Annotated in this window: 13 protein-coding genes; 7 read left to right on the plus strand and 6 right to left on the minus strand. The window is 45.3% G+C overall.

The features are described from left to right. Positions 1 to 167: 167 nt before the first annotated feature. Positions 168 to 815 (minus strand): phosphoribosylanthranilate isomerase, encoded by a 648-nt coding sequence (locus WBA89_RS25295; protein ID WP_424410300.1) that lies wholly within the window; start codon positions 813 to 815, stop codon positions 168 to 170. A gap of 136 nt (positions 816 to 951) precedes the next feature. Between WBA89_RS25295 and psaK the strand changes: the two genes are divergently transcribed. The 4 genes from psaK (at position 952) to WBA89_RS25315 (ending at position 5,660) form a co-directional block, all read left to right on the plus strand. Next, a complete protein-coding gene (psaK, locus tag WBA89_RS25300; RefSeq protein ID WP_194011515.1) occupies positions 952 to 1,236 on the plus strand; it encodes a photosystem I reaction center subunit PsaK in 285 nt (94 codons plus the stop codon). Positions 1,237 to 1,317: 81 nt separating this feature from the next. After that, the gene (locus WBA89_RS25305; protein WP_424410302.1) at positions 1,318 to 2,514 is read left to right on the plus strand and encodes a site-2 protease family protein; all 1,197 of its coding nucleotides are present in this window, start codon (positions 1,318 to 1,320) and stop codon (positions 2,512 to 2,514) included. A 338-nt stretch (positions 2,515 to 2,852) separates the two neighbouring features. After that, complete coding sequence (locus tag WBA89_RS25310) at positions 2,853 to 4,814, plus strand: CHASE2 domain-containing protein (RefSeq protein WP_424410304.1); 1,962 nt, start codon at positions 2,853 to 2,855, stop codon at positions 4,812 to 4,814. 39 nt (positions 4,815 to 4,853) lie between these two features. Beyond that, a complete protein-coding gene (locus tag WBA89_RS25315; protein WP_424410305.1) occupies positions 4,854 to 5,660 on the plus strand; it encodes a DUF928 domain-containing protein in 807 nt (268 codons plus the stop codon). Here WBA89_RS25315 and WBA89_RS25320 read toward each other — a convergent pair. Further along, entirely contained in the window at positions 5,614 to 5,991 is a 378-nt protein-coding gene (locus WBA89_RS25320) for a hypothetical protein (protein WP_424410307.1), read from the minus strand. The genes WBA89_RS25315 and WBA89_RS25320 overlap by 47 nt on opposite strands. 282 nt (positions 5,992 to 6,273) lie before the next feature. Between WBA89_RS25320 and WBA89_RS25325 the strand changes: the two genes are divergently transcribed. The 3 genes from WBA89_RS25325 to hisC are packed head-to-tail and all read left to right on the plus strand — an operon-like array spanning position 6,274 to position 8,949. Continuing rightward, entirely contained in the window at positions 6,274 to 7,140 is an 867-nt protein-coding gene (locus WBA89_RS25325) for an alpha/beta fold hydrolase (protein WP_424410309.1), read from the plus strand. Next, positions 7,137 to 7,850: a glycerophosphodiester phosphodiesterase gene (locus tag WBA89_RS25330; RefSeq protein ID WP_424410311.1), complete on the plus strand. Its 714-nt coding sequence runs from the start codon at positions 7,137 to 7,139 to the stop codon at positions 7,848 to 7,850. The genes WBA89_RS25325 and WBA89_RS25330 overlap by 4 nt, the downstream gene beginning before the upstream one ends. Before the next feature lie 52 nt (positions 7,851 to 7,902). Further along, a complete protein-coding gene (hisC, locus tag WBA89_RS25335) occupies positions 7,903 to 8,949 on the plus strand; it encodes a histidinol-phosphate transaminase (RefSeq protein WP_424410313.1) in 1,047 nt (348 codons plus the stop codon). 90 nt (positions 8,950 to 9,039) lie between these two features. Here hisC and WBA89_RS25340 read toward each other — a convergent pair whose 3' ends face one another. The 4 genes from WBA89_RS25340 to WBA89_RS25355 form a co-directional block, all read right to left on the minus strand. Beyond that, on the minus strand, positions 9,040 to 9,513 hold the full coding sequence (locus WBA89_RS25340) for a type II toxin-antitoxin system VapC family toxin (RefSeq protein WP_424410315.1): 474 nt from the start codon (positions 9,511 to 9,513) through the stop codon (positions 9,040 to 9,042). Next, positions 9,507 to 9,797: an antitoxin family protein gene (locus tag WBA89_RS25345; RefSeq protein ID WP_193973425.1), complete on the minus strand. Its 291-nt coding sequence runs from the start codon at positions 9,795 to 9,797 to the stop codon at positions 9,507 to 9,509. Before WBA89_RS25345 ends, WBA89_RS25340 begins: the two co-directional genes overlap by 7 nt. Before the next feature lie 484 nt (positions 9,798 to 10,281). Continuing rightward, positions 10,282 to 11,082 (minus strand): class I SAM-dependent methyltransferase, encoded by an 801-nt coding sequence (locus tag WBA89_RS25350; protein ID WP_424410316.1) that lies wholly within the window; start codon positions 11,080 to 11,082, stop codon positions 10,282 to 10,284. Between the two features lie 143 nt (positions 11,083 to 11,225). Continuing rightward, positions 11,226 to 12,860, minus strand: a complete 1,635-nt coding sequence (locus WBA89_RS25355; protein WP_424410317.1) for a 2-isopropylmalate synthase — start codon at positions 12,858 to 12,860, stop codon at positions 11,226 to 11,228. Positions 12,861 to 13,148: the final 288 nt, after the last annotated feature.

Here is a 13,148-nt window from a genome sequence, read left to right on the forward strand (position 1 = left end):
CAAAATGTATTTTTAAAATTAGCTTTTTCTCAATTACTAATTATCAATATACCTTTGGCAAAAGTCCTTTTAATCAAATTTCAGGACGGGCTAGAAGCCCATCCCCCAAAAATCTTTTTTCTTGTGGGATGGGCTTCTAGCCCGTCCTAACTATTTTTGCAAGAAGTCTAATGATTAGCAATTTGAGTTAAGTTAGCAAACAACTGAGCAACTTTGGTCAAATCTTTATTTCCCGGCGCTATTTCTACACCGCTCGAAAGGTCAACACCGCTGAAATTACTGCCCTTGGCGCTATCAATTGCATTTAAAACATTCTCCGGTGTTAAACCGCCGGCGAGCAGCCAAGGACAAGGCGGTTTAAACTCTGCCAACATCACCCAGTCTATAGTTTTGCCAGTACCGCCGAGTTGAGCGGGATGGTAAGCATCCAGCAGTAAAGTATCGACGTGAAGGGCATAAATAGCAGCCGTCGCTAAAGTTTCTGGAGTCTTAACTCTCAGGGCTTTGATAATTTCAATTCCCGGCAAAAACTCCCGCAGTCTCGCGCAATATTCTGCTGTTTCATCTCCGTGCAACTGCACCCCGTTTAAATTTGACTCGATCGCTACTTGACAGATGTTTTCTATTGTGGTGTTAGCAAAAACGCCGATGCGATCGACATTTTCCGGCAACTCGATCGCGATCGGGCGAATAGTTTGGGGGCTGACATAGCGCGGGGAAGCGGGCACGCAGATAAACCCCAAAGCATCAGCTCCCAAACGGGCGATCGCCATTCCCTGATCGAGTTTCGTGATTCCGCAAATTTTAACCCGCACTTTTTTTCCTCCGCGATGAATTTGTATCAAAATATAAACAAATTGTTAATTAATAAAACAAATCTTAGTTTAATGCAGAATGCTTTTTATAATTTTGTAGCGCTCGATATTATCTGTGAAATCAGGAAATAACAACATGATTAACTCATCTTTACTGTTAGCCATACAGTCTACCACTCCCTCAACGCCGGAGTGGTCGCCAATGGTAGGACTGACAATGATTTTATGCAATTTGCTGGCGATCGCGATCGGCTACTACGGCATCAACAAGCAAAACCGAGGCAAAGGCCCTGCTTTACCCGTTGCAGTCCCCGGAATGTTCAAAGGCTTCGGCATCCCGGAATTGCTGGCAACAACCAGCTTCGGCCACTTGCTGGGGGCTGGAGTCATCTTGGGCTTGGGTAACGCCGGGGTGCTTTAGAAATCTGGGCAACCGGAAAGGCAAGGGGGAGAACAGATATAATAGAAACTCTTTCTTGCTCTCCTTTCCCAAGAAAATTTCATGCAGACAGCTTGGCGAATCGGCTCTTTATTTGGCATCCCCCTACTGATAGATTATTCGTGGTTTATAATTTTAGCCCTCGCAACCCGCGAATATGCCAGCAGTTACCGCTTGTGGGGGCCTGCGCTCTCCTGGAGTGCAGGGTTGGCCGTAGCTCTGCTGCTGTTTGCTTCGGTGCTGCTGCACGAACTCGGACACAGCTTGGCTGCCCTATCGCAAGGCATTAAAGTTAATTCTATTACTCTATTCTTATTTGGCGGTGTTGCATCGATCGACTCGGAATCAAAAACTCCCGGTCAAGCATTTCAAGTAGCCATCGCCGGCCCTCTCGTCAGTTTCGCGCTGTTTTTAATCCTCGGTTTGGGTTCTCAAGTTCTCCCTCAAACAAGTTTGATTGCTATTGTAACAGAAAGGGTAGCAGAAATAAATTTAGTTTTGGGATTGTTTAACTTAATTCCCGGCTTGCCTTTGGACGGAGGACAAGTCTTAAAATCAGCAATTTGGAAAATTACCGGCTCTCGATTTGCCGGCATTCGCTGGGCGGCAAAAACAGGACAAGTTTTGGGTTGGTTGGCGGTTGTTTTTGGTCTAAGTGTATGTTTGTTAGCGCGCCAGTACGGCGGCTTGTGGATTGCGCTAATTGGCTGGTTTGCGATTCGGAATGCCACAGCCTACAGAGAATTTGCTGCTCTGCAAGAAGCTTTGCTCACAACTAAAGCCGGCGATGCGATGAGCCGCGAATTTCGAGTTGTAGATGCAGATTTGAGTTTGCGAGAATTTGCCGATCGCTATTTGTTAGAAGTCAATCCGTTTCCATTTTACATTGCTGCGACCAACGGGCGGGATTTGGGCTTAGTGTCGATCGACGATATCCGCTTGACAGAACGCAGTCAGTGGCAAATTCAGACTTTGCACAACATTTTGCAACCCCTAGGAAAAACCCCCACAGTCTCACAAAAAGCATCCATCGCCGAAGTCATTAACAGCATGGAAGCCCGTCAACTCCCCCGAATCATCGTCCTCTCGCCCATTGGTTCAGTCGTAGGGACGATCGATCGGGGCGACATCGTGAAAGTTTTGGCGAAATACCTCAAACCCCAGATTTCCGAAGCCGACATCAAGCGCAGCAAAGAAGAAAACATTTATCCCCAGGGATTGCAGTTAAATGCGATCGCCAAAACAGCACAGGAAAATTAAAAATGGGGCATCAATAATCGGCATTATTGACAAGTTAAGATGCAAGCAGACGTGCATAAATAAACGTTAAACCTGAAAAGCTAATTTCCTTGCTGTAAGGAACTTATGGCCCAATACGGTTCACTTAACATATTTATGCCCCGGAGATCCCCCTAAATCCCCCTTAAGAAGGGGGACTTTGATCCGATTCTGGTCCCACCCCCTACTCCCCTTTTTTAAGGGGGGTTAGGGGGGATCGTCTTAAGTAAACCGTAAGGAACTTCAGGGCGATCGCATTATTCTTTTAATTATGACCGCCTCCGATCGCACTTTGTCAAATAGGGTTGAAAAAAAGAATTATGATGCCCAAATTCTTTAAGAAATTTCATCATCAATTGGGAGAGAAACGTTGGAGTTGGAAGAACTTAACTAATTCTTTCTCCTTCGCTGACTTGCAACCTCTGGCGATTACCTGGATTGTAGTGACGGGAACCGTATTCGGAGTGCGGCATTTAGGTTGGTTGCAGCCATTGGAATTAAAAGCGTTTGACCTGATGGTGCAGTTGCGCCCCGATCCGGGTGCTGACCCTAGATTGCTCGTAGTAAAAATCACAGAAGAGGATATTCGTGCTTTTAAGAAATGGCCGATTTCCGATCGCGTTTTAGCAAAAACGCTCGCCGAATTATCCCGTCTGGAACCCGCAGTTATTGGTGTGGATATCATTCGCGATATCCCCTACGAACCGGGAAATGCAGAATTGGCCGCTCAATTCAAAAACCCCAAAATTATCGCCATTACCTCCCTCGGCAACTCGGAGCGCGAGCGAGCTGGGCCGCCTCCCAACATACCCAAAAAACAGATAGGATTTAGCGATTTAATTCTCGATCCAGACGGCATAGTTCGCCGCAATTTTATTTTTACTTTTCATGAAAACTCGACGCTTAATTCCTGGGCTATGCGGTTGGCATATAACTATTTCGATACCAAAAAGATAGAAACAATAATTACAGCAAATAACGAAATAAAAATCGGAAAAACAGTGTTTCCGCGACTGAAGCCGGATTCAGGAGGGTATCAGACAATTAATAGTCAAGGCTATCAAATCGTGCTCAATTACCGATCGCCTGAGAATGTCGCAAATACCGCGACACTAACTCAAGTTTTGTCGGGAAAACTTGACCCCAAATTGGTGAAAGATAAAATAGTCTTGATCGGGGTGAGTGCCCCAACTGTAAGAGATATCTTTTCTACTCCTTACAGCGCTACTGTCAGCGGAAACCGCCTGATGCCTGGAGTATTGATTCACGCCAGCGCAACTAGCCAAATTATCAGCGCAGTTTTAGACGGTAAAGGGCTATTTTGGTTTTGGGATGAATGGCAAGAAATGCTTTGGATTGCTGTTTGGGGAGCAGTTGGCGGCTGTTTGGCTTGGCGGTTAGAAAATACACTCAGTTTCACCGTTAGCGCGATCGCCCTTGGCGGCATATTGTGGGGGTTCACATTTTTTCTATTCACTCAACAGGGGTGGATACCCGTGATAGGGCCGACTCTAGCATTGGCGATCGTCCCAGCAGTTGTCATCACGTACAAGTACCACCAGTCACGACAGCAGCAAGAAATTGTCATGAAACTTTTAGGACAGCAAACTTCACCGGCGATCGCCAAGGCTTTGTGGAAAGAGCGCGTCCATCTCCTCCAGTCCGGGCTATTGCCAGGGCAAAGAGTAACTGCTACAATGCTGCTGACTGACTTGCAGGGTTTTAGCACAATTTCTGAAAAACTACCCCCAGAAATAGTAATGCCTTGGTTGAACGAATATTTATCAGCAATGGCCGAGGAAGTGCAAAAACATCAAGGCGTAATTAATAAATTTACCGGAGATGGAATGCTGGCAGTATTTGGCGTACCAATTCCCCGCACAACTCCCGCAGAAATTGCCGAAGATGCTCGCCTTGCGGTATCTTGCGCTCTAGCTATAAGTTCGCGCTTACCAGCACTGAATCAAAGTTGGAGCGATCGCGGTTTACCATCAGCAAAAATGCGAGTCGGAATTTTTACAGGGCCGATCGTGGTTGGCAGCTTGGGAGGCAAAACCCGTTTAGAATATGGAGTAATCGGCGACAGTGTAAATATCGCTTCTCGCCTCGAAAGCTGTGAAAAACACCGGCAAGAAGACACCTGCCGGATCTTGATTGGCGAAGAAACTTTAGTACATCTTGAAGGAAAATTTGAGGTAGAATCTTGGGGAGCTTTACCTCTAAAAGGCAGGGATCAAAAAGTAAATGTATACCGCGTGTTGGGAGAAAAGTCGGTAAAGTAAACAGAGACAATATACATTAAAAAAACATCGGCAACGGTTATGAAAAAAATTAGTAATTTTCGCTTCAACTCGATCGCCTTTGGTGCCATATTATTGATAGCAGCATTTAACGCTTGCCAATTTGCAAGTCTGGCACAGCCAATGCCGAGGGAAGAGCCCGGCAAGCCGCTGACTCAATCGGGAGGGCCGCGCTTCGTTCAGCCCAGTGAAGATATCGACGCGGAAATAACAATTCCACTGGCAAGACCTGTACGCGGTGGCGGCTGCGCGATCGACTCCCAGCTAAATCCAATAAATCTCACAGCCCTAGCCCCTCAAAATAAGCTCGCACGGACTGCTTCGGACTATCCAACATTCTTGTTCTACTTGCCTCAAACAAAGGCGACATTAGCCGAATTTACCCTGCTAGATCCAAGCGCCAAGGAGATTTACAAACAGACTCTGCCAATTAGCAACTTATCAGGAACGATCGAGGTTAGTATCCCCGCTAATAAAAATGTGCCGCCCTTGGAAGCAGGCAAAACTTACCGTTGGAGTTTTACAGTGATTTGCGACTCTCAAGACCGATCGGGCGATCTGCTCGAAATGGGTACTGTGCGGCGAGTTGAACTCAGTGCAGATATCCGCAGTCAATTAGAAAAAGCAGATCCGCGCCAGAAAAGCTTTATTTATGCTAAAAACGGGATTTGGCAAGATGCCATCAGCACCCTAGCGGCAGCAAGACGGGCTCAGCCTGACGATCCAACCCTCAAGGCTGATTGGGAAAGCTTGTTGGATTCAGTGAAATTGGGCAAAATTGCTAAAGAGCCGATCGTCCAAATTGAAGAATTTCAACCACAACCATAGAGTAGAAAAAGGCAGTAAAGCGGCGGTTGAAACCGCGTCTACAAAAACAAAGTCGGCCTGCGCCGACTGGTTCGTAAAGAATCTCCAAAACCCGGATTTGGTATAAAACCTTGCTCAAAGCAACATCCGAAAAAACAACTTTTGCCAGAAGTCTACGATCGATCAAAACTCCTAGAAACCCGGTTTCTACTATTTGCAAAGTGCGGATACTGCGATAATTGTAGGCTTTGGCTGGCGATCGCACCAGAGACGAGTAATATCGTTTCCGATAGCGTCGGAATAGTAAATTCACTGTTGACTGTTGACTGTTAACTGTTAATATCAATTCCATTAGCATCGGAATTATTCATTTCTCTCTGACCTCTCTGTGTTCTCTGTGTTCTCTGTGGTTAAATCATTCCAATGCTACCGGATTTGATATAACATCACCAGGAGTGCAACCGGAATTGGTATAATACCAAGTCCGGGTTAGCCACCCCCTTTATTTTTTAGTCGGCGCAGGCCGACATTGTTTGTGTAGATGCGGTTTCAACCGCCGAATCATCTAACACGCAATCTCTGTACAAAACAACCCTTTTTCTTAACTAAAAACTCCTAAAAACTACCGCTAATTATGCCTGCGCGCAAGAGCTTACACTTACCAGAAATTCAACTTTCTTACCTAGAATGGAACTCAGCAACAGAGAGCAAAAAAGAAGCAGAAAAAGTGCCGCGCTTGCTGCTGCTGCACGGTTTAGCAGATAGTGCTGTTGTCTGGACTAGCCTCGGCAATTACTTGGCGAACCGCTATCATATTGTAGCGCCGGATATGCGCGGCCACGGAGAGAGCAGCAAACCGGAAACCGGCTATACTTTTGCAAGTGCGATCGCAGATTTAGAAGCTTTGATGGCACATCTCAACTGGTCTTCCTGCCACATTTTGGGGCATTCTTGGACGGGAAAACTAGCACCGATTTGGGCGAGACAAAATCCCGATCGCTTTTGCAGTATGATTTTAGTAGACCCGATCTTCATCACCAAACTGCCCGCAGCGATGAAACTCACCCTCCCAATTGTTTACCGAAAATTAGACTGTCTCAAATGTATGGGCCCGTTTGCGACTTTATCCCAAGCAGAAGCAGCAGCCAAACAATCGGGAGAATACGCTGGTTGGAGTGACTCGCAGCAAATGATATTCCAACACCAAATCGAACAAAAATTAGACGGAAGTTGGGGTAGTAAATTTACGATTCCCGCCAGAAATCAGATATTTGCAGAAGTGATGAAAGTTGCCGGTTTAACTGAAAATATTGAAATCCCAACTTTGTTCGTACAGCCGGAAAAAGGCGTAAATCGCATGGATTGGCAAATGCAGCCGTATAAGAAATACTTGAAAAATCTTACCGCTACAAAAGTACCGGGGAATCATTGGTGTTTTTTGACTCAACCGGAAACTTTTAATCAAACTGTGGCACAATTTTTAGAGGGGGCGAGACAGTGAATATAGAAATTATTGCACATCGGGGATTTTCGGCGATCGCCCCTGAGAACACTTTAGCAGCTTTTGAACTGGCGATCGCCCGCAAAGCTAATTCAATCGAATTCGACATCCAGCTATCAGCCGACAGCGTACCGGTGATTTTTCACGACGCAACATTAGATAGAATCACTGGATTTTCTGGTAAAGTCAGGGAACAAAATCTGTCTCAATTGCAGAAACTTGATGCGGGAAAATGGTTTAGCGATGAATTTTCAGGACAAAAAATCCCTACTTTCGCAGAAGCATTAGTTATCCTGAAAAAAGTTGACAAATTTCTCTATTTTGATGTTAAGCCCCATTGCGAATGGTCGGATGCAGAAGTGGCGGATTTTGTCAATAGTTTGCAGGGTGCAGAAATTCAACACAAGTGCATCATTACCTCGTTTAGCGAGCAATTTTTGGCACAAGTGCGGCGGCTGTCTGACGATTTGGCGATCGGACATATTGTTGCTAATCTAGAAGCATACAAAACTCAATTATCTCAAGCTGTGGCGCAGGGCGATAACTTGATTAGCAGCCAGTATCGCGTGTTGCTGGAAAACCCCGCACTAATTCAAGAAAGCCGCAGTCAGGGAGTTGACATTGTGGTGTGGACGGTGGACGATCCAGAAGATAGGCAAAAGTTAATTGATTTGGGTATAACGCGGATAGTCACTAATTGTTTGATATGATTTTTGCAACCGCAGATGCAGGCAGATAAACGCAGATGAACGCAGATAAAAGATGAATTATTTTCGCAAAAGTATCCATGAAATGTCTGGCTACGTACCGGGAGAACAGCCACCCGCAGGCACAAAAATCATTAAACTAAATTCTAATGAAAATCCCTATCCGCCTTCTCCCAAAGCCTTAAAGGTGCTTCAGGAAATAGACGGAGAAATGCTGCGGCGCTATCCAGATCCAACGGGAAAAAAGTTCCGCATTGCTGCTAGTAAATTTTTGGGATTTCCTGACGATTGGATTGCGGTAGGTAACGGCAGCGATGATTTATTAAACTTGATAGTTCGGGCTGCGGGCGAACCGGGAAAACAGATTGTTTGTCCTGCGCCAACCTATGTATTGTACCGCACTTTGGCACAAATTCAAGATGCAGAATTTGTGGAAGTTCCTTATCCCGACGATTACAAGTTACCAGTCGATTTGCTAATAGCAGCCAGGGGTGCTGTGACATTTGTAGCTTCGCCAAACAGTCCATCGGGAACAGCGATATCTGTGGCGGATTTGGAGAAATTGGCTCAAGAGTTATCGGGTATTCTTGTGATTGATGAAGCTTATGTAGATTTCGCAGAAGACAATGCTTTGGAGTTGACAAAAAAGTACAGTAATGTTATAGTGTTGAGAACGCTTTCCAAAGGTTATTCCCTAGCAGGATTGAGGTTGGGTTTTGCTATAGCAAATCCGCTGCTGCTGGCCCAATTAAATAAAATTAAAGACAGCTACAATGTTGATGCTGTAGCCTATGCGGTGGCGGCAGGTGCGATCGCAGATTCAGAGTACAAAACAGCCAACGCCGAAAAAGTCAAGGCTTCCAGAGCAAAACTAGCCGTCATTTTCAAAGAATTAGGCTTTAAAGTTTGGCCATCGCAAACCAACTTTTTGTTAGTTAGGCCGCCCAGCGGCGATGCAGAAAGAATTTATCAAACACTGAAACAACGGGGAATATTGATTCGATACTTCAATCAGCCGCGATTAGAAGATAAATTGCGAATTAGTGTAGGTACGGAAGAACAGAATCAAATATTAGTTAAAACCTTGAAGGAAATCCTATAAATAGCCACCTCACTCAAATTAGTTTGTAATGAGGAATGCAAGTCCTCAAATTTTTATGAGGACTTGCATTCCTCACTAGAAACAGCTTGATTACGGATAATTATTAGGATTATCAATAGCCAACCCTTCTGAATGAGCAATATCCAGCAATCTCTTGTCCGCCGAAACAAAAACCAGTTGAGTATCTGGCACGAAAAAACGAACGAGAGTAGATTGAACCCGCAAAGCTGACGCTAATTGCACAGAATCATAAGCCCGCAGCGGGTTTTGCATCACCAGTGTACCCGCTGTTTCTATCAAAGTGCGATCGACTTCAAGAACTTCATACTGGTTGTCAAAATCCGTGCGAAAATCTCCCATAAGTTGGTCAACCTCATCGACAGATAGACTACCCTCTCGTTGACGGCGTGAAAAAGCGCTGCATACCTCCACCCAAGTAATCTGAGAAATCGCGAGAAAGTTACCTGCTGCTGGAAGAGTAATTGATTGAATCCAATTACTTCCCAATTCAGGCACATACCGTTTAACCAAAGCGCTGGTGTCTAAGAAATAGGCATTTACCACGGGCCGCGATCCTCAATAACGATTTCAGAAAGAGGTTTCCCCACTCTTCCCTTCAGTTTTTCAAACAGTTCGCGCCGCTTTTGTTCTGCGGCGGCATCTAGCTTAAACTGTTTTGTTGGAAAAGGCACCAATTGCCCTTCTGTCATCATCTTAATCATCGACTTTTGGCGCTGCGACACTTCCGCTACAATTGTGATTTCCACAGTTTCCCCATCATTCAATGACAAAGGACTCAGGGGACGAAAAACCCCGTTTTCATACACAGCAGTAATAGTTTCTGGCATAATTAGCCTCTTAATTAAATGCTTAGACTTATTGTATAGCCTTTCTGTGCTCTGGTATGAGGTACTATCTGGGATAGGGCATAGGGCATAGGGCATAGGGCTATGGGCATAGGGCTATCCTCACTTTTTTGAGAACCGCTATACTTCTTTTATAGTTGAAAGTAGGGTGCGTCAGCTACGATTATTTCTGCGACAAACAAACAATCTCAAAACTGACGCACCGGACAATAAATGGCGCGTCAAAATCATACTTTCGGGGCTGATGCAAGAATCTCAAAACTGACGAACCCTACCACTAAAGCCTTCTTCTTCCTTCTTCCTTCTTCCCTCTTCCCTCTTCCGACGGACATCGGACTTACATCGGACTTACATCCGTTACATCCCGTACATTGCTCGTTGCCGAACTTCCCCCTTCCGACGGACTTACATCCGTTACATCCGTTACATCCGTTACATAATCCGTTGCCGAACTTCCTTCTTTTAACTACTTCGTTGCTACCACAGCCAAATTCCAAGCCAACCGCTTCATCAAAGGCAACTTCTTTAAAAACGCATCCAACCCTTCCAATCGAGAATATTCCGGTTTCAATCTCTCTTGTTCAATAATAATTTTTTTCCAGTAACGCTCCTCATTGGGATGTATTTTCTCGATCAAATAAAAGCGTAAAAAAATCCACAGCGCCGCCAGCCAAAATGTATCGTAAGCCGTCTTTGAAAACAAAGACTCGACAAAATTCACAATATTAATATCCAAAGGACTTTCATCCTCAGTCCGCACCTCAGTTGCCATTCTGCGGTAAACATTAATCACCGGATTGTGCTTCATCGGGTCCCAAAAACAAGCTTTTCCCCCTGGTTTCAGCACGCGGTGCATTTCGCGAATTGCCTTTTCCGGTTCCGGCAAATGGTGCAGCAAGTTAGAAGCGTAAACAATATCAAAACTGTTATCTGGAAAATCTAGCGCCATTGCATTGACAGTGCAACCTTCTACGCTCACGCCGTTTTTTTCTGCTAATTTCATGGCCACATCTACCATGCCCTGAGAATAGTCTGCCGCTACGCATTGCGCGCCTTTTTTGGCAAAATAAACGCTGTTTTCTCCCGCGCCGCATCCTAAATCTAAGAGGCGTTTCCCGGTAATATCGCCTATTTGTTTGAGGATAAATCTATTTTCTGGGGCGGTACAAGCTTCAAAGTAATCATTGACTCGAATGCCGTCAATATCTATTGTTGATGCCCAGGCATCGTGGAATTGTCGCTCTTTTTTTAAGGTTTCTTCTTGCATTTTTTACATGATTATTTTTCGGTGATTAAGTTAATTTTTAACCGCAGATGAACGCGGATTAAGGCAGATTAATTGAGTTTGATCTGCTTCGATCTGGGTTCGCCTGCGGTTTGGTTTAAGCAAGATGGTTGACTGCAAATTTATCAGCGCTGTGCTTGTGCAACAACTTGATTTGCGATCGCAGTTGGCTGTTCGGAGGATTTTTCAGGCTGCAATGACACGTACAATCGATTTAAGGCGCTGATGTATGCTTCTGCGGAGGCGACTATGATGTCGGTATTTGCTGAGTGACCGGAAAATACTTTACCTTCGTGGCGCAGACGAATTGTTACTTCGCCGATCGCATCTATGCCCGCTGTTACCGATTGTACAGAAAACTCGATCAACTCGTTCGGTACGTTTACCACGCGGTTGATTGCCCTGTAAATCGCATCCACTGGCCCAGTGCCGATCGCAGCATCCGTCAATTCTTCTCCCGATGGATTCCGCACCGTAACGGTTGCTGTCGGGCGAGATTTGTCGCCGCAAGAAACCTGCACCAATTCTAACCGGAACAGTTCCGGTGCTTGGTGGGCTTCATTATTGGCGATCGCCTCCAAATCCCAATCGGTAATCTCTTTTTTCTTGTCCGCTAAATCCTTAAACTTGACAAAAGCTTTGTTTAGTTCATCGTCTGCCATTTCAAAACCCAACTCTTTTAAGCGAGTGTGAAAAGCGTGGCGGCCGGATAATTTGCCCAGTACGATTTGATTTTCCGTTAAGCCGATCGACTCAGCGTCCATAATCTCGTATGTCAGCTTATTTTTCAGCACCCCGTCTTGGTGAATTCCCGACTCGTGGGCGAAAGCATTGGCCCCGACTATCGCTTTATTTGGCTGCACCAACATCCCCGTCAAATTGGAAACCAAGCGGGAAGTTTTGTAAATTTGGCGCGAGTCAATATTCGTCAGCGGTTCCTCGGAATCTGCAGACCTGCCCAAGAACGGATTGAAATATTGCCGCCGCACGTAAAGCGCCATTACCAACTCTTCCAAAGCCGCATTTCCCGCGCGTTCGCCAATCCCGTTAATCGTGCATTCTAACTGTCTTGCGCCATTTTTGACCGCTTCCAAAAAGTTAGCCACAGCCAATCCTAAGTCATTGTGACCGTGAACTGAAATAATTGCGCGATCGATATTCGGCACGTTTTCTTTAATTCCCCGAATCAAAGCCCCAAACTCGTTCGGAGTCGTGTAGCCGACAGTATCGGGAATATTTACAGTAGTTGCACCGGCGGCGATCGCCCGTTCCAGAACCTGATACAAAAACTCCGGTTCCGAACGACAAGCATCTTCCGGCGAAAACTCGACATCTTCCACAAAAGACTTAGCGTAGGCCACCATTTCCGGCACAATTTCCAGAACCTCAGCCCGCGTCTTTTTCAGCTTATATTCCAAGTGAATGTCAGATGTTGCCAGAAACGTATGAATTCGCGAGTTTACGGCCGGTTTCAGAGCTTCGGCTGCTGTTTTGATATCCGGCTTTCTCGCCCTTGCCAAACCGCAAATTGTCGGCCCATTTTCCGTGCCGACCGATCGGGCTATTTTTTGGACGGCCTCAAAATCTCCCGTGCTGGTGAAAGGGAAACCCGCTTCTATCACATCCACGCCCAATCTCGCTAACTGGCGGGCAATAGTTAGCTTTTCATCCACATTCAGAGATGCGCCAGGAGATTGTTCTCCGTCCCGCAAAGTCGTATCGAAAATAATCACCCGGTCTTGACTTGGTTGAGTTTTCATAGGTCTCAAAAGTTGACTGTTGACTGTTGACTGTTGACTGTTAACTGTTATTGGTTATTTGTTAGTTGTTATTGGGAATTGAGAATTGGAAAGTGGGAATTCGTAGCAAGTAACCAATAACCAATAACCAATAACCAATAACCAATAACTAATAACCAATGACTAATGACTAATGACTAATGACTAATGACTAATGACTAATGACTAATGACTAATGACTAATGACTAATGACTAATGACTAATGACTAATGACTAATGACTAATGACTAATGACTAATGACTAATAA

This window comes from Microcoleus sp. (assembly GCF_049646505.1).
Lineage (GTDB): Bacteria > Cyanobacteriota > Cyanobacteriia > Cyanobacteriales > Microcoleaceae > Microcoleus.